Annotated in this window: 18 protein-coding genes; 10 read left to right on the plus strand and 8 right to left on the minus strand. The window is 73.0% G+C overall.

All coding sequences use genetic code 11. The features are described from left to right. The first annotated feature begins 71 nt into the window (after positions 1 to 71). Positions 72 to 1,091 carry a uroporphyrinogen decarboxylase family protein gene (locus ABEA15_RS03460; protein WP_345555443.1) on the plus strand — a complete coding sequence of 340 codons (1,020 nt, stop codon included), beginning with the start codon at positions 72 to 74 and terminating at the stop codon, positions 1,089 to 1,091. A gap of 512 nt (positions 1,092 to 1,603) precedes the next feature. Here ABEA15_RS03460 and ABEA15_RS03465 read toward each other — a convergent pair. Next, positions 1,604 to 2,107, minus strand: a complete 504-nt coding sequence (locus tag ABEA15_RS03465; protein WP_344147741.1) for a nitroreductase/quinone reductase family protein — start codon at positions 2,105 to 2,107, stop codon at positions 1,604 to 1,606. 82 nt (positions 2,108 to 2,189) lie between these two features. Between ABEA15_RS03465 and ABEA15_RS03470 the strand changes: the two genes are divergently transcribed. After that, entirely contained in the window at positions 2,190 to 2,891 is a 702-nt protein-coding gene (locus tag ABEA15_RS03470) for a TetR/AcrR family transcriptional regulator C-terminal domain-containing protein (RefSeq protein ID WP_345555444.1), read from the plus strand. A 150-nt stretch (positions 2,892 to 3,041) separates the two neighbouring features. On the opposite strand, the gene ABEA15_RS03475 is transcribed toward ABEA15_RS03470, so the two are convergent. The 5 genes from ABEA15_RS03475 to ABEA15_RS03495 form a co-directional block, all read right to left on the minus strand. Then, positions 3,042 to 5,570 (minus strand): alpha-L-arabinofuranosidase C-terminal domain-containing protein, encoded by a 2,529-nt coding sequence (locus ABEA15_RS03475; protein WP_345555445.1) that lies wholly within the window; start codon positions 5,568 to 5,570, stop codon positions 3,042 to 3,044. Positions 5,571 to 6,671: 1,101 nt separating this feature from the next. Further along, the gene (locus tag ABEA15_RS03480; RefSeq protein ID WP_345555446.1) at positions 6,672 to 9,131 is read right to left on the minus strand and encodes a PEP/pyruvate-binding domain-containing protein; all 2,460 of its coding nucleotides are present in this window, start codon (positions 9,129 to 9,131) and stop codon (positions 6,672 to 6,674) included. A gap of 131 nt (positions 9,132 to 9,262) precedes the next feature. Beyond that, complete coding sequence (locus ABEA15_RS03485; protein WP_345555447.1) at positions 9,263 to 9,751, minus strand: DUF3592 domain-containing protein; 489 nt, start codon at positions 9,749 to 9,751, stop codon at positions 9,263 to 9,265. A 122-nt stretch (positions 9,752 to 9,873) separates the two neighbouring features. Further along, a complete protein-coding gene (locus ABEA15_RS03490; RefSeq protein ID WP_345555448.1) occupies positions 9,874 to 10,308 on the minus strand; it encodes a DUF3592 domain-containing protein in 435 nt (144 codons plus the stop codon). Between the two features lie 365 nt (positions 10,309 to 10,673). Then, entirely contained in the window at positions 10,674 to 11,867 is a 1,194-nt protein-coding gene (locus tag ABEA15_RS03495; protein ID WP_345555449.1) for a hypothetical protein, read from the minus strand. A gap of 284 nt (positions 11,868 to 12,151) precedes the next feature. Here ABEA15_RS03495 and ABEA15_RS03500 point away from each other — a divergent pair, with 284 nt between their 5' ends. From ABEA15_RS03500 to ABEA15_RS03535, 8 genes are all read left to right on the plus strand, one after another. Further along, positions 12,152 to 13,186: a LacI family DNA-binding transcriptional regulator gene (locus ABEA15_RS03500; protein ID WP_344147715.1), complete on the plus strand. Its 1,035-nt coding sequence runs from the start codon at positions 12,152 to 12,154 to the stop codon at positions 13,184 to 13,186. 108 nt (positions 13,187 to 13,294) lie between these two features. After that, positions 13,295 to 14,536 (plus strand): sugar ABC transporter substrate-binding protein, encoded by a 1,242-nt coding sequence (locus ABEA15_RS03505; RefSeq protein ID WP_345555450.1) that lies wholly within the window; start codon positions 13,295 to 13,297, stop codon positions 14,534 to 14,536. Next, entirely contained in the window at positions 14,533 to 15,501 is a 969-nt protein-coding gene (locus ABEA15_RS03510; RefSeq protein ID WP_344147709.1) for a carbohydrate ABC transporter permease, read from the plus strand. The genes ABEA15_RS03505 and ABEA15_RS03510 overlap by 4 nt, the downstream gene beginning before the upstream one ends. Beyond that, the gene (locus ABEA15_RS03515) at positions 15,498 to 16,355 is read left to right on the plus strand and encodes a carbohydrate ABC transporter permease (protein ID WP_344147706.1); all 858 of its coding nucleotides are present in this window, start codon (positions 15,498 to 15,500) and stop codon (positions 16,353 to 16,355) included. The genes ABEA15_RS03510 and ABEA15_RS03515 overlap by 4 nt, the downstream gene beginning before the upstream one ends. Before the next feature lie 116 nt (positions 16,356 to 16,471). Beyond that, positions 16,472 to 18,805: an alpha-xylosidase gene (yicI, locus tag ABEA15_RS03520; RefSeq protein ID WP_345555451.1), complete on the plus strand. Its 2,334-nt coding sequence runs from the start codon at positions 16,472 to 16,474 to the stop codon at positions 18,803 to 18,805. A 415-nt stretch (positions 18,806 to 19,220) separates the two neighbouring features. Further along, positions 19,221 to 19,841, plus strand: a complete 621-nt coding sequence (locus ABEA15_RS03525) for a hypothetical protein (protein WP_345555452.1) — start codon at positions 19,221 to 19,223, stop codon at positions 19,839 to 19,841. A 394-nt stretch (positions 19,842 to 20,235) separates the two neighbouring features. After that, positions 20,236 to 20,988 (plus strand): CPBP family intramembrane glutamic endopeptidase, encoded by a 753-nt coding sequence (locus ABEA15_RS03530; protein WP_345555453.1) that lies wholly within the window; start codon positions 20,236 to 20,238, stop codon positions 20,986 to 20,988. A 300-nt stretch (positions 20,989 to 21,288) separates the two neighbouring features. After that, positions 21,289 to 21,975, plus strand: a complete 687-nt coding sequence (locus ABEA15_RS03535) for a hypothetical protein (RefSeq protein ID WP_345555454.1) — start codon at positions 21,289 to 21,291, stop codon at positions 21,973 to 21,975. A gap of 296 nt (positions 21,976 to 22,271) precedes the next feature. On the opposite strand, the gene ABEA15_RS03540 is transcribed toward ABEA15_RS03535, so the two are convergent. Together ABEA15_RS03540 and ABEA15_RS03545 are read right to left on the minus strand one after the other, a co-directional pair. Further along, positions 22,272 to 22,886 carry a glyoxalase gene (locus ABEA15_RS03540; protein ID WP_344147691.1) on the minus strand — a complete coding sequence of 205 codons (615 nt, stop codon included), beginning with the start codon at positions 22,884 to 22,886 and terminating at the stop codon, positions 22,272 to 22,274. A gap of 195 nt (positions 22,887 to 23,081) precedes the next feature. Beyond that, positions 23,082 to 24,476, minus strand: coding sequence for a hypothetical protein (locus ABEA15_RS03545; RefSeq protein WP_345555455.1), 1,395 nt, complete (start codon positions 24,474 to 24,476; stop codon positions 23,082 to 23,084). Positions 24,477 to 24,621: the final 145 nt, after the last annotated feature.

Raw genomic sequence — 24,621 nt, forward strand, 5'->3', positions numbered from 1 at the left:
CCGCCCGATCGACCGACCGGATCGACCGAGCGGGACGGCTCCGGGGCCTGCGCCGTCGGAGGGAGAGCGCCGTGCTGTTTCCCGCCTCGCTGGTCGGGAGCTACCCGCAGCCGGACTGGCTGATCGACCGCGACAAGCTGAAAGGGCGGTTCCCGCCGCGGGTGCGGGCGCGCGAGCTGTGGCGCGTCGACGAGGACCTGCGCGAGGAGGCCTTCCGCGACGCGACCGTGCTCGCCGTGCACGACCAGCACGCCGCGGGACTGGACATCGTCACCGACGGCGAGGTGCGGCGCGAAAGCTACTCCAACCACTTCGCGACCCTGCTGGCGGGAGTGGACGTGGACCGACCCGGCACAGCGCTGGACCGCAGCGGCGAACCCACCTCCGTGCCGCGGGTGGTGGGGCCGATCCGCCGGGGCGCGGGACGGGCCGCGCAGGACACCGCCTACCTGCGCGGACTCACCGACCGAAACATCAAGATCACCGTCCCGGGCCCGTTCACGATGGCCCAGCAGGCACAGAACGACCACTACGCCGACACCCGCGCCATGGCGATGGACTACGCCGCGGCGGTCAACGAGGAGCTGCACGAGGCGTTCGCCGCCGGGGCCGACATCGTCCAGCTCGACGAGCCCTACCTGCAGGCGCGCGCCGAGGCGGCGCGGGAGTACGGCATCGAGGCGCTCGACCGGGCGCTGCGCGGCGCCCCGGGCACCACGGCGGTGCACATCTGCTTCGGCTACGCGGCGATCATCCACGAGCGCCCCGAGGCCTACTCCTTCCTTCCCGAACTCGCCGACTGCCCGGTGGACCAGGTCTCGATCGAGACCGCCCAGTCCGGGCTGGACTGCTCCGTGCTGCGGCGGCTGCCGGACAAGACCGTCGTCCTCGGGGTCCTCGACCTGTCGACCCCGGAGGTGGAACCACCCCGGACCGTGGTCGAGCGCGCCGAACGGGCCCTGGACCACGTGTCACCGGAGCGGCTCGTGCTCGCCCCCGACTGCGGCATGAAGTACCTGCCGCGCGAGTCGGCCCTGGGCAAGCTCCGCTCCCTCACCGCGGCGGCCGCGGAGCTGCGCCGGCGCCACTGACCCCGGCTCCTTCGCGCGGCGGCGCCCTCGGAGGCCGGCGCGGCGCTCGCCCGCCGGTTCGCCGCGGGCCGCACCGGCCCGGTCGCCTGTCGCGCCGGCAGGGCGGACATCGCCTCACGATGGCCGTTCCGGACCGCGATGAGGGTGCGCACGTGCGAACACAAGGCGAGCAATGGCGCGACATCCTGCGAGGGGCGGCTCGGTGTGAAACCCGGCGACCATGGCTTCGTCGTGGGCGCCGACGAAGCGACCGGGGCCGACCGCCGGATCCCGCACGGATTCGGCGCAACAGGACGCGGACCCGTCGCGGTCCCCGGCGTCTTCGGCACGTCCGGCGAACGCGTCCACCTACCTACCCCGCAGGGCTGAGCCGGCGGCAGGACCCGTGGCGTGCGTGGGTTCACCGGTTCGCGGCGGTCCCGCACCCCGGAGCCCCGGGGGCCGCACCGGGTTCGGCTTCCCGAGCACGGCCGGGCCCCACTGCGCAGCGGGGGCCGCCGGCCGGGCGAGGCTCAGCGTGTGCCGGGAGTGGGCTCCGGGTCGTGGGGCGGCGGCGCGGCGGGGGTTGCGCGGAACACCGGGAACAGGGGCGCCACCCGCGCGAACTCCGCCTCCGGCGCATCGGCCGCGACCGGCACGTGCACGCGGGCGTTGGGCGCCCGCTTCAGGTAGGCCCGCAGCACCGCGGCGCGGTGCTCGGGCGCGACCTCGTCGAGGCACACCTCCTCCCGGCGGCCGTGGCGCAGCACCGCGGCACCGCCCGCCGCTCGCACGTTGCGCACCCAGTTCGACCCCTCGCCGAGCATCGACACCAGGTGGCGCTCGCCGCCGACCACGGCCATGACGAGCGGCGTCGCGACGGTCCGGCCCGTGCGCCTCCCGGCCACCTCAAGGACGACCAGGCGGTTCGGGGCGATACCGAGCGCGTAAAGCCTCCCCGTCCACCGGTCGATGGCGCGCGCCGCGCGGTTGGGCCGCCCGCCGCGGTAGAACCACCTCTTCAGGCTCGCCGCCATACCCGCCTCCCCCTCTTGGAACACTGTACATGTACTTAGTACGATACGGAGGCTAGACTGTACGCTGTACGATCGTCAATCGATGGCTCAGCGCAGGCGCACGGACGCAGCGGACAGGGCGACCCTCACCCCGGGCGCGGTCGCCGAGGGGGCGCTCGCGCTCGCCGATTCGGCGGGGCTTGAGGCCGTCACGATCCGCCGGCTGGCGCAGGAGCTCGGCGTCACGCCGATGGCGCTCTACTGGCACTTCCGCAGCAAGGACGAGCTGCTGGACGGCATGGCCGACCGGCTGCACGAGAAGATCGACGCGGAGGTGCGGCGGCCCGCCGGCGCGTGGCGGCCGCGGCTGCGGGCGCTGCTGGAGTCCATGGTCGCCGTGCTGCGCACCCACCCCCGCGCCGCTCCCCTCGTGGCGAGCCGCAGAACGACCTCCGAAAGCGGCCTGCGCACCACCGAGGCGATGCTCGGCGACCTCAGGGAGGCGGGGTTCTCGCCCACCGAGGCGACACAGGTCGCCCGGCACGCGCTGAGCACCGTCACCGACCTCGTCGTGCGGGCGCGCGAAGGGGCTGCCCCCGACGAGCCCGGCGAGACGGACGAGCGCCGGCGCGTCCGCGGCTTCCTGGAGTCGCTTCCGCCCGCGCGCTACCCGCGCCTCGTGGAGGCCGCCGCCCCCTTGAGCGCGTGCGACGACCCGGACTCCCATTACGCCTTCGGCCTCGACCTGCTCATGTCCGGCGTCGAGGCGATGGCGGAACGGCGCAGCCGAAGCGGCGGCGCGTAGACGCCCCCACCGCTGCCGGGGCGGCTGCTGTCCGGGCCTCCGTTCCCGGCGGTGCCGAGGCGTCCCCGCGGCGGGGCCACCCGGGCGAACGCAGGCCGCCCGCCGGGCACCGGCTCCTGCCCGGTGCCCGGCGGGCGGGGTTCACGGGGATCAGTCCTGCGGCGTGAGGCGCATGACGGTGACCGAGTGCGCCGGGAAGGTGTGGACGAACGAGGAGTCCGCTCCCTCGATCGTGGAGGTCTCCGGGCTGACGGGGCGGTCGTCCGCCGTGTTCTCCGCGGCCGGGTCGGCCGAGAGGACGGTCAGCTCGGCGGTCGGCTCCACCCGGGCGCCGCCCAGGTCGATCGAGCTGCGGGCCGCCTCGCCCTGTGCGTTGACGACCTTGACGATCAGCTCGCCGGTCCGCTCGTCGCGGGTGACGACCTGGCGGAACGGTTCCGGTGTCGGCGCGGTGAAGCCGCCCCACTTCTCACCGTCGAGGTAGAGGGTGGCGTCGCGCCCGCGCACCTCGACGCGGATGTCGTAGGCGCGCCCGGCCTCGATGGTGGTGTCGTCGGAGACGACCAGGCTCTTCGCGCCGCCGGAGGTGCGCTCGACCGCGGACTGGGTGTTGTTCCACCCGCCGAGGTTCCACCAGTAGTAGTCGTCGGTGCCCCGCACGCCGAACCCGATGAGGAAGCCCTCGGCGCCCTCGCGCTTGGTCGCGGTCACCTCCAGGTCGTAGTCCGTCCAGCCGGAGTCCCCTGCGGTGACCATCGTGTTCTCGCCGGTCGTCTCGGTCTGGACGTAGGCGCCGTTCTCGACGGCCCAGGTCCCGGCGCCGGTGATGTGGGTCCACCGGTCCGCGCCGGACGAGAAGTCGTCGCTGAGCAGCGTCTCGCCCTCGGCGGAGGTCACCCTGACGTCGTCGTACTCGGCACTGGTGTTCCAGGTGGACAGCCCCACGGCGCCGGTGATCGGGCCGGCGGCGCCGGGTGTGCCGGTCGCGGTGCTGGGCACCACGCTGTCGCCGGTGTTGGCGGAGAACAGCCGCTGCACCTCGTAGTTGGCCGAGCCCCACGCGGTGCTGTTGTCGAACCAGATCATGTCGGGGGTCCACTGGGTGTCCCACGCGGCCGCCAGCAGCGGGGCGTAGGAGGCCATCTCGACCACGTCGGCGTTGCGCTCCAGCCCGGTCATGTAGGCGGCCTCGGCCAGGGCGTTGGAGAACCGGTTGCCCTGCGAGGCGAACTCGCCCAGGTAGACCTCGGGGCCTTCGCGGTCGTAGGAGTCGTAGCGCTCGTTGTTGGACAGGAACCACTCGGGCGAGTTGTAGTAGTGCTCGTCGACCAGCTCCACGTCGTGCTGCCGGTTCAGCTCCCAGGCCCGCTCGAAGACGGTGCCGCCCGAGGCCGGTCCGGAGTTGCCGATCACCGTGATTCCGGGGTACTCGGCCTCGATCGCCCCGCGGAACTTCGCGAACCGCTCGAAGAAGGCGTCGGGCAGGTTCTCCTCGTTGCCGACCTGCACGTGGGTCAGGCCGAAGGGCTCGGGGTGTCCCATCTCGGCGCGCAGCGAGCCCCACGCGGAGTCGGCGGGCCCGTTGGCGAACTCGATCAGGTCCAGGGTGTCCTGGATGTGGCGCTGCAGCAGCTCCGGGGCGTCGGTGGCCCGGTTCTCGCCGCAGCCGGTGACCATGGCCGGCACGACCGGCAGCGGCATCGCGCCGAGGTCCTCGGCGAACTGGAAGTACTCGTAGTACCCCAGGCCGTAGGACTGGTTGTAGCCCCAGAAGTTGTGGTTGGCGGCGCGCTCCTCGACCGGGCCGACGGTGTCCTTCCACTGGTAGGACCGCTCCCGCGGCCAGTCGGGCCCCTCGTAGGCCTCGTGGCTGCCGGTGTTGACCAAACAGCCCCCGGGGAAGCGAACGAAGCCGGGGTCGAGTGCGGCGATCCTCTGCGCGATGTCCTCGCGCAGGCCGTTCTCGCGGCCCTTGAAGGTGTCGCGCGGGAACAGCGAGACCATGTCCAGGCTGAGCGACCCGCCGCCGCTTCCGGTGACGGCGAGCCGGCCGGTGGTGCTGGAGGAGGAGGCGGTCAGCGTTCCGGAGTAGCGGGCCCAGCCGCGCTCGTCGGCGTCGAGCGTGAGCGGCTCGGCCAGCGGCTCGCCCTGCGCGTCGCGGAGCCGGACCCTCAGCGGTGTCGCACCCTTTCCGGGGGCCTTGGCCCACACGGAGAAGTCGTACCTCTTTCCTTCGGAGACGGTGATTCCGGTGGAATACCCGCTGTTCACCACGCCGTATTCGCCGCCGTCCGCGGGAAGCGCGAGCCGCAGGTAGTTGCGGTTCCGCTCGTGCAGCCGGCCGTCGTCGTTCACGACTTTCGCGTTTCCTGCGGCGTTTCCGGTGGCGACCTCCTCCCAGGAGGTCATCGGGGTGTAGTTCTCGTTGTCGGCGGTGCTGTATTCGAACGAGCGGTTCTGCACGAGCTCGGCATACAGGCCGCCGTCGGCGGCGTGGTTGATGTCCTCCAGGAAGATGCCGTACATCCGGTCGCTGATCTGCGGGCCGGCGGCTGCGGTGTCGACGTCGATGCCGTACTCGGTCGCGGCCGATGCGGGCGCCGCCGCCGGGACGGCGCACAGTACGCCGGCGAGCAGCGCACTCGTGGCGGCCGCCGTTCTCCTTCGGTTGGCTCGCAAGTCTCCTCCGATGGGGGGTGTACCGCCGGCCGAAGCGGGCCGGCGGGTGCGGGGGTCGGTCGGGGGCCCCGAGCAGGGAGCGGTCGCCGCGGGCGCCGCGGCCGCCGAGAACAGAGCGGACCGCGGTCCGCACGCCGCGTATCCGGTTTTCCGCGCAGGTGTTCCGGAAGAGGGGGTAGAAGGAAGAAGGGGTCCGGGAATGGTCGGTCAGCGTCGAACCGGGAAATCCCGGGGAAACGGGCGCGCACGGTCGGAGAGCGGCCGCACGCGTCCCGCGGCAGGCCGGTCCCCGATTTATCCTCTGAATGTTAGCGCTAACATTCTTTGTCGCAACGGAGAAAGTTCATCTAGCCGAAATAGTGTTCTAGATAGTGCCCCGGTGGCACGCGGGTGTCAAGGGGTGTTCGCTCGGTGACCGCACTCGAAAGGGCGGAACCGGCCGGCGCAGCGCGCCCGGGACCCGGCCGCGAAACCCGGCGGGCAGGCCGGGGACCGAAACCCCGGCCCCGCCGTGGGGGCGGACTCGTACGGACCGCTTCCGCCCCCGCCACCGCGGAGCCGAGGAGCCGCGCCGCGCAGCGACACGACCCGGGCGGGGTCGAGGCCGTCTCGTCGGACCCGGCGTTGAGGGCCGCGCGACCGACCCGTCGGATCGGCGGCGGCCGGGCCCCGCCCGTCAGCGCGGTCTTCCCTTCGCAAGAGGCGTGCACGCAGCGATGGACGGCGTCCCAAATGCTGGGCATGAGCAACGGCGAGCCCCGGCTTGCGCGCGATCCCCGGGAGCGGACAGGTGATCACCGACACAGGGGAAGCCCCGCGATTTACGTTGCGCTTCGGTGCACGACGTTCGGTTGCGCTCTCTCCAGACGGCTCCGGCGACTTCCTTCTTCAGTACACGGGACTGAATGAGATCCGTGATTTCGGCTGGCACACGTCCAGCTCCAGCGGCGCCCGCGGTGGCAACTGCGTCGAGGTGGCCGACGCCGCCGAGTGCACCTTCGCGACACCCGGCACCGGGAGCTCGGCCGCCTGTCCTTCCCCCGCCGACTCCTGGCACGCCTTCATAGCCGCCCTCAAGGCCGACCGACTGACCGGCCGGCCTCACGCCGTCTTGTCCGCCTCCTCTTCGACGACCACCGTCCCGGCGCCGCCGTCGATCGTGATCAGGTCGCCGGTGGAGATCGTCTGCGTGGCCCCGCTCAGGCAGATCACGGCCGGGATGCCGTACTCGCGCGCCACCGTGGGGCCGTGCGCCACCGCCGACCCGGTCTCGGTGACCAGGCCGCCGGCCGTCATGAACAGCGGGGTCCACCCCGGGTCGGTGGTCGGGGCCACCAGGATCTCCCCCGGTTCGATCCGTGCGCCCGCCGGGTCGAGGACCACTCGCGCGCGCCCCGTGGCCCGGCCCGCCGCGGCCGGGGCGCCGACGAGGGTCCCCTCGGAGGCGGGCAGCGGCGGGGCCAGCGCCTCGACGTCGGTGCCGTCGGACAGCATCGCGGCCGGGACGTGCCGGCGGCGCAGCTCGCGGGTGTAGAAGGCCTTCTGTTCGGCGACGCGGTCGCGCTGGTCGACACCGCGCTCGGCTGCCGCGCGGGCCCGGTCGAGATCGAGGAACACGATGTCCTCGGCCGCGTCGAGCAGGCCGCGGTCGGCCAGCTCGGCTCCGGCGAGCAGCAGCTGCCGGCGCATCTCGGCGTAGGGGATCAGCCAGGCGAACTTCGTCAGCTCCCGCATGCCGACCAGCTCGCGGGTGCGGCGCATCAGGAACGCGGCGACGCGCCCGCGCACCGGCCGGGCGCGGACCGCGCGCCGCGACAGGTCGGCGACGGCGGCCTCGGCGCGGGCCGCAGCGCGCTCGAAGCGCCGCGGGGGCGCCTGGTCGGGATCGTCCGAACGCAGGTAGTTCGCGATGGTCGCGAACAGCGGCGCGGGGTCCTCCGCCCAGCGCGGCACGCCGAGGTCGATCTCCCCGCCCGCGCGGTGGCCGTAGCGGCGCAGGAACCCCTCCAAGCCGATGTCGGGCAGCGTCCCCGCGTGGTAGCGGGCCGCCAGCTCGCCGGGGTCGGTCCCGGTCAGCAGGTCGCGGTGCTCGGCCGCTCCCTCGGCCAGCCGCCACAGCTCCAGGTCCATCTCGGTCGTGATGTTGTGCGGCGCCCCGGCCAGGACCTCGGCGGCCTCCTCGGCCGTGGCGACGCCCTTCAGCAGCGCCGGGACCGCCATGGGCAGGAACACGCCGACCATGGTCGGCATCGCGACCCGGGCGATCGCGGGCCCGTAGATCGCGGAGAACCCGTCCTCGCGGAGGTAGCGCAGCCGCTCGGCGGCGTCGGCCTCCGCGCCGGGACCGCGGTGGCGGCGGAGCTCGGCGACGCCCGCGCGGGCCCGGGCGCGGGCCGCTTCGGGGCGGGCGAGGACGTCGGCGCAGGCGAGCACCGAGGACGGCCCGTAGCGCAGCGCCAACTGGAGCACGGGCAGCACGGGGAACCGGCCGGGTGGCGGGACCGCGGTGAAGCGCGGGTCCTGCGCCATGCGCCGCACGGCGGCCTGCACCCGCGGGCCGTAGACCGTCATGCTGTCGGCCAGGTCGGGCCGGACCCGCGGCATCCGCATCAGGCCGGTGAGGTCGACGAAGAGCCGGCCGCCGATCGCGGCCACGTCGACGTAGTCCCGGACGCCGTCGTCCAGGCGCGCGACGGCGAACATGCGCTCGACGGCCTCTTCGAGCATGGACATGCCGACGGGGGTGAACGGCCGGACCATGCCCTGGATGTTGCCGACCTCCACGTAGAAGCGGGGCCCGGGCCTCCGGGGCTCGGCCGGGAGCGGGAAGAGCGCGGTGATCGGGCGCGACTGCAGCAGCCAGAGGACGCCGTCGCGGTCGTAGGCCCACTCGGCGTCCTGCGGCGCGCCGAGGCCGTGCTGCAGCCGCTCGCCGGCCGCGTGCAGCTCCGCGAGCTGCCCGGGCGAGAGGCAGCCGTCGTCGGGGCCCTCGGGGTGGGCGCCGGCTTCGAGGACGTAGTGGTCGGGGGTCACGCTGCCGTCGACCACCGCCGTTCCCAGACCGGGTACCGCGTCGACGACGCTGCGCGAGCGGCTGCCGGTCGTCGGGTCGGCCGTGAACAGCACGCCGGCCGACTCGGCGTCGACCATGCGCTGCACGACCACGGCCATTCGCGCCTCGGTCCCGGGCGGCAGGTTGGCCTCGCGGTAGGCGCGGGCCCGGTCGGTCTCCAGCGACTCCCAGCAGCGGCGCACCGCGTCGACCAGCGCGCCCTCGCCCTCCACGTTGAGGTAGGTCTCCTGCTGGCCGGCGAAGCTGGCCTCGGGCAGGTCCTCGGCGGTGGCGCTGGAGCGCACGGCCACGGGCCCGCCCCCGAGTTCGCGGTAGGCCGCCAGCAGCGCATCCTCGGGGATCTCCCCCGCCGCGTAGGAATCGGTGGTGAGGCAGAAACCCGGCGGCACGCGCTCACCCAGGGCGACCATCGCGCCGAGCCCGGCGGCCTTGCCCCCGACGGACTCCTCCATGCCCGCCGCAACGGCGTCCAGCCTCACCACGTCCATCGCGCATTCCTCCTCGCGGCGCCGAAGAGCCCGCCGTGGGGCGGCTCAGACCGTCGGCGTCCTGCCGCCATGGTGCCGCCGCGCGGTGCGCCGGGCCAGAGCCGCGGGGGCATTCGGCCGTCAGGGGGGCGTTAAGGGAGCCGCGCGGCCTTCGCGCCGCCCTTGCGCACGAGGACGAGGACTCCGACGGCGGTCGTGCCGAGCCCCAGCAGGAGGATCGGCACGCCCAGGTAGAACCCGAAGGCGTAGGCGCCCTTCTCGGTGCTGCGCGGCGTGACGGCGTGGCCCGGCTCCCCCGGCGCGTAGGCGACGGTGAGGGTCTCGCCCTCGTGGAAGTCGTCGGAGCCCAGGCCGCGGAGCTCGACGCGGGACTGCGGGGCGCCTGCGGCCGCGTAGTCGACGTAGACGGTGACGTCCTCCCTGCGGTCGCCGTCGTCGTCGTAGTCGACGTCCACGTCGCGCTCGACCACCGTCGCCTCGGCGCGCGCGGTGTGATCGGTGTAGTCGGTCATCCCCTGGAGGAGGAAGGCCGCGCCGACGATCGCCAGCGCGCCCCCGATCCCCAGCACCGACTGGCGCCTCCGCTTCCGCTTGGACCCGAACCGCATTTTGCCGCCCACGGGGACCGTCCTCGTCTCCTCATCGCCTCTGCACTGTACGAATGCTCGGACGCGCCGCCCGCGGCCGGGGTTCCAGCGCCGCGCGCCCGCACCGCCGGACGGCGGGGCCTCCGGGCAGGGGGTCAGGGACCGCGGCGTTCGGTGCGGGAGGCGCCGCGCAGGAGCACGGCCCCCGCGGCGACGGCGCCGAGCCCGGCGAGCACGGAGGCCGCGCCCAAGAGCAGGCGCCAGGAGTACGCCCACGCGCCGGTGCTGCGCGGCGTGGCGGCGTGGCCCGGCTCCCCCGGCGCGTAGGCCACGGTGAGCCTGTCGCCCTCCTGGTAGGCGTCGGCGCCGAGCCCGGCGAGCTCGACGCGGTCGTGCTCCGCGCCCTCGGCCCGGTAGTCCACATAGACCGTGATCTCCTCCACCGCCGGCTCGCCGGGGCCGGAGGCGGAGACGGCGACCTCGCGCTCGACCACGGTCGCCTCGGCGCGCGCGGTGTGGTCGGAGTAGTCGGTCGTGCCCTGGAAGATCTGCAGGCCGCCGCCGACCGCCGGAATCGCGCCGATGACCATGAGCGACTGCTTGCGCCGCCTGCCGTGCAGCAGCCCGCCGATCCCGGTGGTGGGGTGCTCCTCATCGCCTCGCCTTCCGTCGGCCGGTTCAACCGTCCCTGAAATGCACCCGGCGCGGCCGCGGTTCCGCCTAAGGCCGGACCCGGCCGATGCGCATCCGCGGACCGGATCCCGCGAGCGCCTGCGGCGCCGCTCCGCCGGGAGTGTCTTCGGGGCCGGTGAGGGGGCGATCGCGCGCCGACGTCCGCCGAGCGGCGGCGCGGCCGCGGCCGAAGAGGCGGGAGACGGGCATGCGCATACGGACAACGCCCCTGTCCGGCGGGCTAGGGCCGACCACGGCGCTGGCGTTGGGGGCGGTCAACGCCTCACCCGCCTCCGGCAATCTCCGTGAACCTTTGGGGACTCACCTCTCTGATGCCGGGTTCGTCCCCCAGCTCGCCGACGTCCAGCCCTTCCTCCATGAGCAGCGTCATTTTAGACAGTCCAGCGACATAGATTTCGCGGTACTCCTGCACCGACGACAGGTACGCGGAGACCTCGAAATCCCGGTCCCCATTGCGCACCTGCTGTTTCCGGGTCTCTCCGTTCGAGTCCAGTACCGTGAACTCCAGTGAGAAGGTGCAGTTCTGTTCGTAGGTCCGCGCCCAGATAGTGATGGGCTGACGATCTCCCTTCTTGGTGTCCAGTGTGTGGTTCGCGAAGTAGTCGCCTGTTATGTCGTATGTGCCTGAATGACCGCTGTTATCGATCTCTTGGGCGATGGTGTGCTGCTTGTCCAGGTCGAATGCAATCTGCGGGGTATCACCGGCCCCACCCGGCGGGTCATCGATCATCGCGCCGTCCAGGGGAGCACCGCAGTCCTTGAGCGCCGTGATATCGGTGACCTGCACCCGGATGCCACTCCTACCTTCCAGCATCAGCCTGATCACAAGGAGCTCAGGCACCACCCCACCATGGTCACTGGACCAAGGCCAGGTTCCCGCGCCTGGAACTGCACGGACGGAGGACTGCTGAGCCGCAGTCAGCTCAAGCGGGTCAGGAAAAACCGCGCTGGTACCCATGGCGTCGATGTCGGGACCGACGTCAAGTACGGTGACCTCCAGCGGTGCGCCCTGGACACCGGCGGCGGGGCCCTCATCGGGCGCCTGAGTGGCAGCGACGAGCAGGGCGAATGGCGCGACGAGGACGACAACGCCAGCGACTGCGAACAGCGCGTACGTCCTTGTTCCGCGCTCCCCACTCGCCGGGATCTGCTCGTTGAGGTAACCGATCCGTGCGCCGCGGAAATCGTTAACGGTCGAGTGTGCTCCGGTGTTCGCTCCTCCGGACGCGTACACGCTATTCGTCCGGGGAAGTTCCGCGGGTTCCTCGGAACCGTGCTGAGCGGCATGCTCCTGGCCGCGGAAGCGGTATTCAACGAAGCCGCCGACCCCGAGAATCGCGACCGCTAGAGTGAACACCGCGGCCTGAAGCCACCACGGCCCTGTGACCCTGTTGATCGCAACCCCGCCCGCAGTGGCGAGAACCGCAGTGAGAAGTATATATCGGGTGGGCGCCAATGGCTGAGTGCGGCGCCCTAATCCTCTAGGCATGGTTCATTTTGGACCCTGCGCATGCGTAACCGCGCGGGTGATACCGAAAAGTTACTGCAACCCATCGGCGGAATCGCCTATTCCACCTGCCGCTCGGTGCACGCACCGAACCGGCGCCGGCGTCCTCTCCTGTGGGGCTTGCCACACGGGCGTATGACGCCTAGCATGCCGCCCGGCGGTGAATCGATTCGACGGACGAGTGCAATCGTTCGTCGAATCGATTCGAACACGAGCGAGGAGGCGCGGAGCCGATGGCCACCATCAAAGACGTCGCCCAGGCGGCGGGGGTCGCGCCCAGCACGGTCTCCTATGTGCTCAGCGGTTCCCGCAAGATCTCGGCCGAGACCCGCGCCGCCGTGCAGGCCGCAGTCGAGGAGCTCGGCTACCACCCCAACGCCGGGGCCCGGTCGCTGCGCAGCACCCGCACCGACGTCCTCGCGCTCGCGCTGCCGCTGTCGGGGACCGGGTACCTCCCGGTCGGCGGTCGCTTCATGTACGGGCTGAGCGAGGCCGCGGGGCGGCACGGCTACCTGGTGCTGCTGGTGACACCGCCGGGCGCGGGCGACGCCGGCGCGGGCTTGGAACGGGCTGCGCGCAGCCGGTTCGCCGATGCCGCGGTGCTGATGGGCGTCGAGATGGAGGACCCCCGCGTGGCGGCCATGCGCGTGCTGGACTTCCCCGTCGCGCTGATCGGCCATCCCGCCGACGAGTCCGCCGCCCCCTGGACCGACCTCGACTGGGAGGAGTCCGCGCTGGCCTCCGTGCGCGCTCTGCGCGACGCCGGGCACCGCCGCGTGCTGTACCTGGCCACGGTCGAGGAGGACGTCGACACCCGGCGCACCTACTCCGTCCGCGGCATCCGCGGCGCCGAGCGCGCCGCGGCCGAGGCGGCCACGCACGTCGACGTCTGCCACTCCAGCGGCGACCCCGCCGAGCTGTACCGCAGGCTCGACGCGCGATTCGACGCCGCGGACCCGCCGACGGCACTGGCCGTCCAGCACCCCGCGGCGATCCCCGGAATCCTGCGGCATCTGGCGGCGCGCGGGATCCAGGTGCCCCGCGACGTGTCGCTGGTGGCCGTCGGCAGCTTCCCCGAGGACCTCGGCGGCCTCGACGTCACCCGCATCGAACTGCCCGTCGCCGAGATGTCGGCCGCCGTGACCCGGCTGGCCGCCGAGGCGGTCGAGGCGGCCGGCGACCCCGGCCGCTCCGGCGGCCCCTCCGCTCGGCACCGCCTCATCCCGCCGCGGATGATCCGGGGGTCCACGGTGGCTCCGGCTCCCTGACCCCCGGCCGCGCGCCCGGGGCGCCTCCCGCCGCCCCGCCGTCCCCTTCCCCCGACCAGGAGTCCGCCACCCCTCGCGGGCCGCTGCGCCCGCCCTACGGAGACCCCCATGAGAGACCGCCTACTGCGGCCGCCGCGCGGCGTGCCCGCGGCGGCCGCCGCGCTGGCCCTGCTGTGCGCCGGATGCGCCGCCGAGCCCGACCCGGACGTGTACACGATCATGAACTCCAGCACCGACGAGCCCTACCACAGCTGGGACGACGAGGTCATGAAGGAGTGCGGCGCGCGCGCCGGGGTGCAGGTGCGCCAACTGAGCGTGCCCGCCGACCAGCTGGTGCCCAAGGCGCTGCGCATGGCCTCGTCGCACTCGCTGCCCGACGTGCTCGTGCTCGACGGCTCGGACATGCCCCAGTTCGCCTCCGCGGGCGGCCTTGTGCCGCTGGCCGAGCTGGGCATGCCGCCCGACGACCTGTCGGAGGGCGCCCGCTCCTTCGGCAGCTACGACGGCACCTACTACGGCGCCGCCCGGTCGGTGAACTCGCTCGGACTGTTCTACAACAAGGACGTTTTGGAGGAGGAGGGCGTCGCGCCGCCGCGGACCTGGGACGAGCTGCGCGCGTCGGCGGAGCGGCTCACCGAGGGCGACCGCTACGGGCTGGCGATCAGCGCGCTGTCCACCGCGGACGGCGTCTACCAGTTCTTGCCGTGGCTGTGGTCCAACGGCGGCGACGAGCGCCGGCTGGACTCGCCGGAGTCGGTGGAGGCGCTGGAGTTCGTCGTCTCGCTGGTCGAGGACGGATCGGCGTCGCGCTCGGCGGTGAACTGGACCCAGGCCGACGTCAACGACCAGTTCATCGCGGGCAACGCGGCCATGATGATCAACGGCCCGTGGCAGCAGCCCGTGCTGGCCGAGCACCCCGACCTCGACTGGGGCGTCGTGGAGGTCCCGGTACCCGAGGAGGGCGACGAGCCGGTGGCGCCCATCGGCGGAACGACCTTCACGGTGCCGGTCAACACCGAGCACCCCGAGCGCGAGAAGACCGCCGGCGAGCTGGTGGCGTGCCTGACCGAGCCGCAGGCCCAGCTCGAGTGGTCCACCAAGGCCAGCAACGTACCGGTGAACCCGCAGGCGGCCGAGCGGTACCGCGAGGAGGTGCCGAAGCTGGCGGCGTTCGCCGACCAGGTCGAGACGGCGCGCAGCCGGACCGAGCACGTCGGCACCGACTGGAACGTCTACTCCCAGGCCATCGGCACCGCCCTGCAGGCCGCCCTGACCGGTGAGGCGACCCCCGAGCAGGCCATGTCGCGGGCGCAGTCGCAGGTGCGGCAGGAACTGAGGAGCCGGCAATGACGACGACCATCTCCGCCTCCGCGAACTCCCCCGGGCCCGCGTCCCGGGAGCGCCTCCGATCCGAGGACCGGCGCGCGACCGCCCGGCGCCGCCGCGTCGCCTCCCAATGGCTGTTCGTCGCCCCCGCCGTGCTCTACATGCTGGTGTTCTTCAGCTACCCGCTGGTGCGCAACGTGGTGATGAGCTTCCAGAGCTACACCCCGGCCACCTACTTCACCGGCGAGGCGCCGTTCACGGGCCTGGACAACTGGCGTGCGGTGCTCGGCGACGAGCTGTTCGCCTCCTCGCTGTGGCACACCCTGCTGTTCACGGCCGGGTCGCTGATCGGCCAGTTCACCATCGGCATGGCCCTGGCGCTGTTCTTCTCGCGGCGCTTCCCGCTGTCGGGCGTGATGCGCTCGCTGCTCCTGCTGCCGTGGCTGATCCCGATGGTGGTCGCCGGCACCCTCTGGCGCCGCGTACTCGACCAGGAGACCGGGGTGCTCAACGAGGCGCTGCAGGGCCTCCAGCTCACCGATTCCGCGATCCCCTGGCTGAGCAGCCCCGACTTCGCGCTGCTGTCGGTCGTCCTGGTCAACATCTGGATCGGGGTCCCCTTCAACATGGTCATCCTCTACGGCGGGCTGCAGGAGATCCCCAAGGAGATCCGCGAGGCGGCGGTGCTGGACGGCGCGGGCTTCTTCCGGCGGTTCTTCGGCGTGACGCTGCCGATGCTGCGGCCGGTGGTCACCGTGGTGCTGGTGCTGGGCTTCATGTCCACCGTCAAGATCCTCGACCTGATCCTGGCGCTGACCAACGGCGGCCCGGCCAACGCCACCGAGACGCTGGGCACCCACACCTACCAGCTGTCCTTCCTGGAGCTCGACTTCGGCCAGGGCGCCGTGGTCGGCAACGTACTCATCCTGATCAGCATGGTCTTCGCTGTGATCTACCTGCGGGCCAACCGCGAGGGGGTGGCGCAATGAGCAGCACCGCGAGCAGCGCCCGGGGCGCGGGCACGCGCCCGGCGCGCACCGGGCGCCGCGACTACACCGGCACGGTCCTGGGCGTGCTGATCCTGGCCGTCCTGCTGTTCCCGCTGTACTGGATGGTCAACATCGCCCTGCAGCCCGCGGCGGCGCTGTCGGAGGTGCGGTGGCTGCCCCAGACACTGGACCTGAGCAACTTCCGGCGCGCCTGGGAGTCGCAGGCCGGCAACCTGCTGACCAGCATCCTGGTGGCGCTGGGCGCCGTGGCGGTGTGCCTGGCGCTGGCCGCGCCGGCCGCCTACGCGCTGGCCCGGTTCCGGCTGCGCGGTGCGCGCCCCGTCGTCTTCGGCACGCTGATCACCCAGATGGTGCCGGGCATCGTGGTGGCCAACGCGCTCTACAACGCCTATGTGCAGCTCGACCTGGTCAACTCCTACCTGGGCCTCATCCTGGCCGATGCGTCGCTGGGGCTGCCCTTCACCATCATCCTGCTGCGCGCGTTCATGGTCGCCATCCCCGAAGAGGTACTGGAGGCCGGGATGGTCGACGGCGCCGGCCGGTGGCGGGTGATGCTCGGCATCGCGCTGCCGATGAGCCGCAACGCGCTGATCACCGGCGGGCTGTTCACCTTCCTCTTCGCCTGGAGCGACTTCCTGTTCGCGCTGACGCTCAACACCACCGACGCGGTCAAGCCGGTGACGCTGGGCATCTACGAGTACCTGGGCGCGCACGTGGGCGACTGGGGAGCGGTGATGGCGGTGGCGACGCTGTCGTCCGTTCCCGCGGCGGTCCTGCTGGTCATCGCCCAGCGCTACGTCGCGGCGGGCATCTCGGGGGGTTCGATCAAGTGACGCCGCCGCGACCCCGGTCGCAGCGGGCGCCGCCGCCGCGCCGGCGGCGCCCGCCGGGCCCACGCCGACCCCCAGCAGAGGACACGCGCAGCACGCAGCACGAGACGAAGGCGGCCATGAAGTTCACCGACGGGTTCTGGCAGACACGGGAGGGCGTGCGCGCCCACTACGCGCGCGAGACCCGCGACGCCCGTGTCGACGACGACGGCATCACCCTCTACGCACCCGTCCGCGCCATCGGCCACCGCGGCGACACCCTGAACACGCCGCTGCTGACGGTGGAGGCCTGGTCACCGGCGCCGGGCGTCATCGGGGTGCAGACCACGCACCTGGCGGGCTCCCGCCGCCCCGCTCCGGAATTCGCGGTGCGCACCGACCCCGCCGCCGCGCCCAAGGCGCGCCGCGAGGGCTCGGTGGTGGAGCTGGAGAGCGGCGAGCTGTCGCTGCGGGTGGACACCGATGGACCGTGGCGGCTGGAATTTTGCTCCGGCGGGCGCACGCTGACCTCGGTCGGCGACCGCGGCACCGGGTTCGTCGAGACCCACGACGGCGACCACCACATGCTGACGCAGCTCTCGCTGGGCGTGCGCGAGCTGGTCTACGGCATGGGCGAGCGGTTCACGCCGCTGGTGCGCAACGGCCAGGCGGTCGACATCTGGCAGGCCGACGGCGGCACCAGCAGCGAGCAGGCCTACAAGAACGTCCCCTTCTACCTGACCAACCGCGGTTACGGGGTCTTCGTCGACCACACCGGCCCGGTCTCCTTCGAGACGGGGTCGGAGTCGGTGGGCCGGGTGCAGTTCAGCGTCTGCGACCAGGCGCTGCGCTACTACGTGATCCAGGGCGCCACACCGAAGGAGATCCTGGACCGGTACACGGCGCTGACCGGCCGCCCCGCGCTGGTGCCGCCGTGGTCGTTCGGGCTGTGGCTGTCGACGTCGTTCACCACCGACTACGACGAGCAGACGGTGACCGGGTTCGTCGACGGCATGGCCGAGCGCGGCATCCCGTTGAGCGTCTTCCACTTCGACTGCTTCTGGATGCGCGAGTTCCACTGGTGCGACCTGCGCTGGGACCCCGAGCGGTTCCCCGACCCCGCGGGCATGCTGGCCCGCCTCAAAGAGCGCGGGCTGCGGGTCTGCGTGTGGATCAACCCCTACATCGCCCAGCGCTCGGAGCTGTTCGAGGAGGGCGCGCGGCTGGGGCACCTGGTGCGCCGGCCCGACGGCACCGTGTGGCAGTGGGACATGTGGCAGGCGGGCATGGCGCTGGTGGACTTCACCAGCCCGGCCGCGCGCGCGTGGTTCGCCGGCAAGCTGCGGGCCCTGCTGGACATGGGCGTGGACTGCTTCAAGACCGACTTCGGCGAGCGGATCCCCACCGACGTGGCCTGGGCCGACGGCGCCGACCCGCAGGGCATGCACAACTACTACACCCATCTGTACAACGCCACGGTGTTCGACCTGCTGCGCGAGGAGCGCGGCGAGGGCGAGGCGGTGGTCTTCGCCCGGTCGGCCACGGCCGGCGGGCAGTCGTTCCCGGTGCACTGGGGCGGCGACTGCGCCTCGACCTACGGGGCGATGGCCGAGAACCTGCGCGGCGGGCTGTCGCTCGGCCTGTCGGGGTTCGGGTTCTGGAGCCACGACATCGGCGGGTTCGAGGGCACGCCCGACGCGGGGCTGTTCAAGCGGTGGCTGGCGTTCGGGCTGCTGTCCTCGCACAGCCGGCTGCACGGCAGCCGCTCCTACCGCGTGCCGTGGGCCTTCGACGAGGAGTCGAGCGTCATCGCCCGTCGGTTCGCCCGGCTGAAGTGCCGGCTGATGCCCTACCTGTTCGGCGCGGCGGTCGAGGCACACCGGCACGGGGTGCCCGTCATGCGGGCGATGCTGCTGGAGTTCCCGGACGATCCGACCTGCCACCACCTGGACACCCAGTACATGCTCGGCGGCGACCTGCTGGTGGCGCCGGTGTTCTCCGCCGAGGGCGAGGTCGAGTACTACGTCCCCGAGGGCGAGTGGCGCCGGCTGACCGACGGAGAGGCGGTGCACGGGCCCGCCTGGCGGCGCGAGGTGCACGGCTTCGACTCGCTGCCGCTGCTGGTGCGCCCGGGGGCGGTGCTTCCGGAGGGCGCGGTGGAGGACCGCCCCGACTACGACCTCGCCGACGGCGTGACGCTGCGCGTCTACCCCGGCGCGGGAGCCGCGGAACCGGTGCGCACCGAGATCCCGGCCGCCGACGGCTCACCGGCCGCGGTGTTCACGACCCGGCGCGACGGCGGAGCGGTCGTGGTCGAGGCCGGGTCCGAGACCACCGCCGCGTGGAACGTGCTGCTGATCGGCGCCGACGCCGCCGCGTCGGTGGAGGGCGCCCAGCGGGTGGTCGAGACCGCCGAGGGACTGCGCGCCGAGCCCGCGCCGGGGTCCCGGCGGGTGCGGGTCCGCCTGGACTGACAGTGAGGATGTGTAGCGGCTTCTTCGCCGGATCCGGCTCACGGACCGACCGACGCCGGCAGGCTGTCCGCTACGCGCTATGTCGGTCCGTGCGGGGCAGCCACCGCACGCGACCGGAGGGGCGCACGTGACCGTGGAGGAGCTTGGTTCGCAGGCCCCCGCCACTGTCCTGTCCGCCCGCTCGACCGGCGCGTGCGGCCCCGACGGAACCGGCGACAGGACGACCACGACCAGCATGAGCGATCAGCCCCCGGAAGCCACAGCGGGCGGGGGCACGGGGCGGTGGCGCTGCGGGCGGCCGCGGGGAACGCGCGGCCGCCCGCGGCCGTCCGACGGGGGTCGGGCGGTCGGCGTCCGCACCCGGTGCGTGGCAGGATGTCCGCACCCCAGCCCCCGAACCAGGAGGACGGCGACCGTGGTCGACGCGACCGGAAACAAGGCCTTCAAACCGGGCAGGACACCCGGCGACTCCCGGTTCCGCCGCTGGTTCGCGGGGCCGCCGGGCTGGATCGTCGGGGTCGCCGCCGCGGTCACCGCGCTGTTCAGCCTGTGGACGTACTCGGTGCCGGGCGGCTACGTCCTGCCGCTGCTGGCGACGACGTCGGTCTGGGCGCTGCTGCTGCTCGCCGTCGGCATCAAGGCGGTGATGCAGCCGGTCTTCGGCGTGCGGCGGGGGCGTCCCCGGTGGCACGATTGGGCGCGGTGGGGCGCGGTGCTGGGGATCATGGTCGCCGCAGTGGGGCTCACCCAGTCCGGCGCCTGCATGCGCGCGGGCACCGCCTGGGCCGAACCGGCGGTGGCCGCCTACGCCGCCGACGCATCCGCGGCCGAGGCCCCCGACCGGTTCGGGCCCTACCGGGTGAGGCGGGCCGAGGACCTCGGCGACCAGGCGGGCGCGCGCTTCCTGGTCGAGGGCGCCGGGTTCCTGAACGACCGGGGCTTCGCCTACAGCCCCGACGGCACGCCGCCAGGCAGCGCCGACGACGCCTACGAGCACCTGAGCGGCCCCTGGTACACCTGGACCCGCGACTTCTAGCGGCCGACCGCAGGTGCGAACCCCGCCGGCCGGGGGCCCTCCCCGCGCAGGAGGGGACCGTCCTCGGGGCGGCATCCGGTCGGGCCGCCCCCGCGCATGTCACAGCCGCGCCGTTGACCTGCGTGGACGGATAGGCGGCGATCGGCCCTCGGCAAGCGTGCGGCCGGGCACGGCGCCCGTCGGCGGCGGTGCCCATCCTTCACCGGCCGTACGCGGGCCGGATCGGCAGACGGTGCGCGCCTTCGCGGCGCAGGAAGCGCAGGGAGGCGCAGCGGCGGGCGGGTCGCGCCACCGGAGGGCGGGCGGCGCAGCGCGCGGTCGGCCAAAGCACCGTTCACGCCCTCCTCGGTCGGACCCGGCTCCAGCCCGCAATCGGCGTGTAGGCTCCCTTCCCATGGCGAGAGAACCGGCACAGCGCGGGGAGCCGGCACCCGCGGCGCGGCCGGACTCTGCGGAACCGGAGCGACAGCGCCCCGCACCCGTGCGGGCGAGCCTGGTGTTCCTCGGCGGAGCCCTGATCGCCCTCGTGGCGCCTCCGCTGGCGGCGGGTGTCTTCACCGACCAGGGGCCCGCGGCGCTGATCACCGTGGCGCTGGTCGAGCTGCTGCTGGTATGGGCCATCGCGGCGTGGTGGCTGCGCCGCCGCCGGCTGCGGTGGGCAGACGTCGGACTGAGCACACGGCACTGGGTTCGCGACAGCGCGCTGGGCGCCGCCGTCGTGGTGCCGCGGTTGCTGCTGGAGTTCGGCGTCCTCGTCCCGATGGCCGGTGGAGCCGACAGTGCCGAGGTGCGCGAGGTGCTGGACAACGCGGCCGCCGGCGGAGCCGACCTGGCCGCCACGCTGGCGCTCGGCGTGATCGGGGGCGGCATCGCCGAGGAGCTCTACTTCCGCGGATTCCTGATCAAAGCGCTGCCGGAGGCCTTCCGCCGGCGCCGCCGCGCGGTCGGCGTGGCCGCGACCGTGTCGGTGCTGCTCTTCGGTCTGCTGCACGTGCCCGCCAGCGGTCCGGAGGCGGCCTCCATCGCCGTGGCCGGACTCGTCTATGTCGGCCTCTTCCTGCTCACAGGCCGCTTGACCGCCCCGATGGTCAGTCACTGCCTGTGGAACACCGCGGCCGTCGCGGCCGTACTCGCCCTGTACGGCTGAGGATACGGCTGAGACCGAACGCATCGCCGACCCACTCGCCTGACACACATGGCTGCCCGGCCATCCCCGGCCCGCAACGCCCGGAGCCGCCGCCCCTCCACACCCGCCGACGTCGCGCGCAGGGGCCGAGCCCTGCTGAGTGCCGGGTGTTCCCGGTTCACCGGCCTGCGCGGCGCATTGGAAGCGCCGGGACCGGTACCCGCTGAAGAGCAGGTTCCCGGACCGGATCGGACACACGGAGCTCTGGCCATGTCAGGCCATGCAGCGAATCCCCCCGTGCTCCGAATCTACAGTTCCGGTGTGAACGAATTCCTCTACCCGACACTGTCGGGGGTAGTGGCAACCCTCGTCGCCACGGCACTCGTCTACGGATGCAGCACCGTGGTGAAGCGCGTCAAAAAAGATCCGGACCGCTACACGCGCGAGATCGCCCGACTGACCGCTGCGCTGAATGCAGCGGTCGTCGTCCCGGCCCTCGTCGGCGGAGGATGGCTACTGCACAGGGTGCTCCGATGGGGCCTGGACTGGGCGGCCCGGGTGGCGGCAACCCCCGGAACCGATTTCGATGACGTGCCCGACGCCGTTTGGCAACGGCTGTTCGAGCACTCCTGGCCGTGGCAGTACACCTGCGCCGCGTTCGTGGTGGTGGCGCCCCTCATCGTGACCGGGATGATCGCCGACCGGGTGAAGGAGACCGAGTCGCTCAGCATCATCCGCCACACCTTCCTGCAGGTGATGCTCGGCGCATTGGCCCTGCTGGCCGTCGCGGTCCTCGCCGGCATCGTCGTCGGCGCACACGTCGCGGTCGATACCGCATCGGCCTGGGCCTTCGCCGCCGAACCGGCCTACTTCCCCGGGCTCACCGAGGCGTGGTCGCTTCCCTGGGACCTGGAGTGGACGGTTCTCGCAGCGGTCGCGGCGGGAAGCGGCTGTGTCCAGTACTACACATTCCTCGCCTTCACGGACATGGTGCGCAGGGCGGCCTGAATTACCATCCGGCCCTTCCTTCCGGCCGAAGAAATCCGGATCGGGCCCTTGTTCCCCGATCCCCCGGACAGGAAGGAGGACCGGACGGAACGCACGAGGCGCTCTTCGTTCGTGCGGCGCCGGGGCCGCCCGAACGAAGAGCGCCCTTCACCGTCTCGGTACTGCGCTCGGCGAGCACGACTCGAAAGGCGGACATGTGCCCGCTCCGCGGGCGGGTGCCGAGGGCGAGGCGGGCGGGCATCTCGCCGCAGGCCGGTGAAACCGCCCGCCTTTTCGAAAACGCGACGGCCGCCGGCTCAGGACGATGCCGCCTCCCACACGAACCCGTCCGGGTCGGTGAAGGGTCCCGCGTCGCTGCCGACCGCGAGCCGGTGCGATCCCTCGCCCTCGGCGGAGACGCCGGCGACCTTGGCGAGGGCGCGGCGCCCGTAGAGCGCCAGCTTTACGGGGCTCGACGGCGGGCCCAACTCGACGTACTTGCGGCCGTAGCTCTTCGCCACGTCGAAGCCGCGGTCGACGTAGAACCGTTTGCTCGCGGCCACATCCGCGACGCCGAGCTGGAGCACGAAATCGTCGATTCGCCGCGTGTCGGTGCCGGTGTCCTTCTTTGACGAGGACGCGACCGTCCAGATCGTCCCGTCCGGTGCTTGTACGACGCCGCCGTATCCCCACAGCGACTTCGCGGCCGGCTTCAACGCCACGGCTCCGGCGTCGAGGGCCCGGCCGACGAAACCGTCGACCGTGGCCGGTCCGGGCACGACCAGTGACAGGGTGAACCCGCGGAAGCCGGTCGTGGGTTCCTCCGAGGCCCGCACGCGCACCCGGCCGCCCATTCCGAAGGCGGCGGTGTAGAAGCTGTCGGCGGCCGCGGTGTCGGCCGCCTCGATCACGACAAACTCGATGGACGCCATGGTCATCACGCTAGTGGCAGCTCACAGCACTGCGCTTCTCGATTCCTGACCGATGGGCCGTTCCCTCGCGGGGGGCTCCCGTGCGGACGGCATCCGCACCGGCGGGAGCGAGTACGGCACCCGGGCGGCCCTGCTGCGCCCGGAAACGGGAGCCGGTGGGCCGGGCGGGCGCGCGGGCGTCCGCCCGGGCGCGCGTTACCAGCCGTTGAGCAGCAGATGGTTGGCGGCCAGCGCCAGCGCGGCCTGCACACCCAGCCACACCCGGTGGTCGCGTGCGGGCAGCAGAGCGGCGGCGGGCACCGCCCACACCACGAACGGCAGCCAGATCCGCTCGGTCTCGCCCTTGCTCATGCCCGACAGGTCGGCGGCGGCGATCGCCAGCAGGGCGGCCGTCGCCAGGACCACCAGGGCGTCGGTTCCCCGGGGCGGTCCGCGGCGCAGGCGCACCGCGGCCGCCGGCGCGGCGAGCACGGCGCGGCGCAGTCCGGCTATCGCGGCGGGTCCCGCGGTGATCACCACGATGGCCAGGTTCGCCCAGACCCAGTAGTAGTAGGGCCGCTTGCCGCCCACGCCCTGGAAGTAGCGGGTGACGAGCAGGTCGTATCCCTCCAGCCACCAGAACCCCGCGGCGGTGAACGCCGCCGCGACCGCCGCGGCGCCGAGGACGGCCAGGGGCAGCGGCCGCAGGGTGCGGATGCAGGCGAGCACCGCCACCGCGAGGACGGCCATCAGTGTCAGTCCGTAGGACAGGTACAGCACCCAGCCCAGCAGCAGGCCCGCGCCCAGCGCCGCGGCCCAGCGCGCGCCGGCGCGCGCCGCCGTCCCGGCCACCGCGAGCAGGGCCAGGCCCCAGGCGGCGACCGCGGCGAAGTAGCCGTCCGCCGAGGTGCCCACCCACACCGCGGCGGGTGCCAGCACGATGAACGGCGCGGCCAGGCGCGCGGGCTGCTCGGCGCCCAGGGCGCGCAGCGCCACCAGGATCGCCGCGGCGGCGGAGGTGCCGACGACGATGCAGAACACGCCGGCCCACGCCCCTCCGCCCAGACCGGCGTGGTCCAGCCCGACGAAGGTCAGCATGGCGCCGGGCGGGTGCCCGGCCACGTGGGCGGGCCAGTTGTCCGGCACGTCGATCAGGATGTAGTCGGTGAAGCCGCGCAGCGCCGCGCCGGGGTCGTCCCAGCGGTGCATGGCCAGGAGGTACTCGTGCTTGCCGCGCAGTTGGCCGGCGATGCCCCGCTGCCAGCCGTCGATCAGGGCGAGCGCGAAGGTCCAGGCCATCGCCGCGCCCCAGGAGCACCACACCAGCGCGCGCCAGGGCAGCCGGGCCGCGGCCGCGGGGCCCCAGCCCACGACCGCCACCGCGATCGCGAGCGCGGGCAGGGTGCCGGGGCCGACGTGCGGCATCCAGTCGGAGTACAGCGGCTCCCAGTCGACGTAGAGCTTCTGGCCCGCGCGCTCGATCAGCACGCCGACGACCGCGGCGGTGGCGACGAGCACCGCCGCGCCCACGGCCGTGGCGACGTCGGGGCGGCGACGGGCGCGGGGCGCCGCGGTTTCGGGGGCGGGCCACTGCGGATGGGCGGTACTCACAGCGCCTCCGCGGGTGCCGTCCGCCGCAGCGACCGGCCGCCGCCCGCTCCGGTAAAAGCAGCGGCGGCGATGCGGCGGCGCGCCGGGCGCGCCGCGCGCGGCGGCCGGGACCGCACCGCCCGCGAGCGGAGGCCCGCGGGAGTCG

This window comes from Streptomonospora halophila (genome assembly GCF_039542725.1).
Taxonomy (GTDB): Bacteria; Actinomycetota; Actinomycetes; order Streptosporangiales; family Streptosporangiaceae; genus Streptomonospora; species Streptomonospora halophila.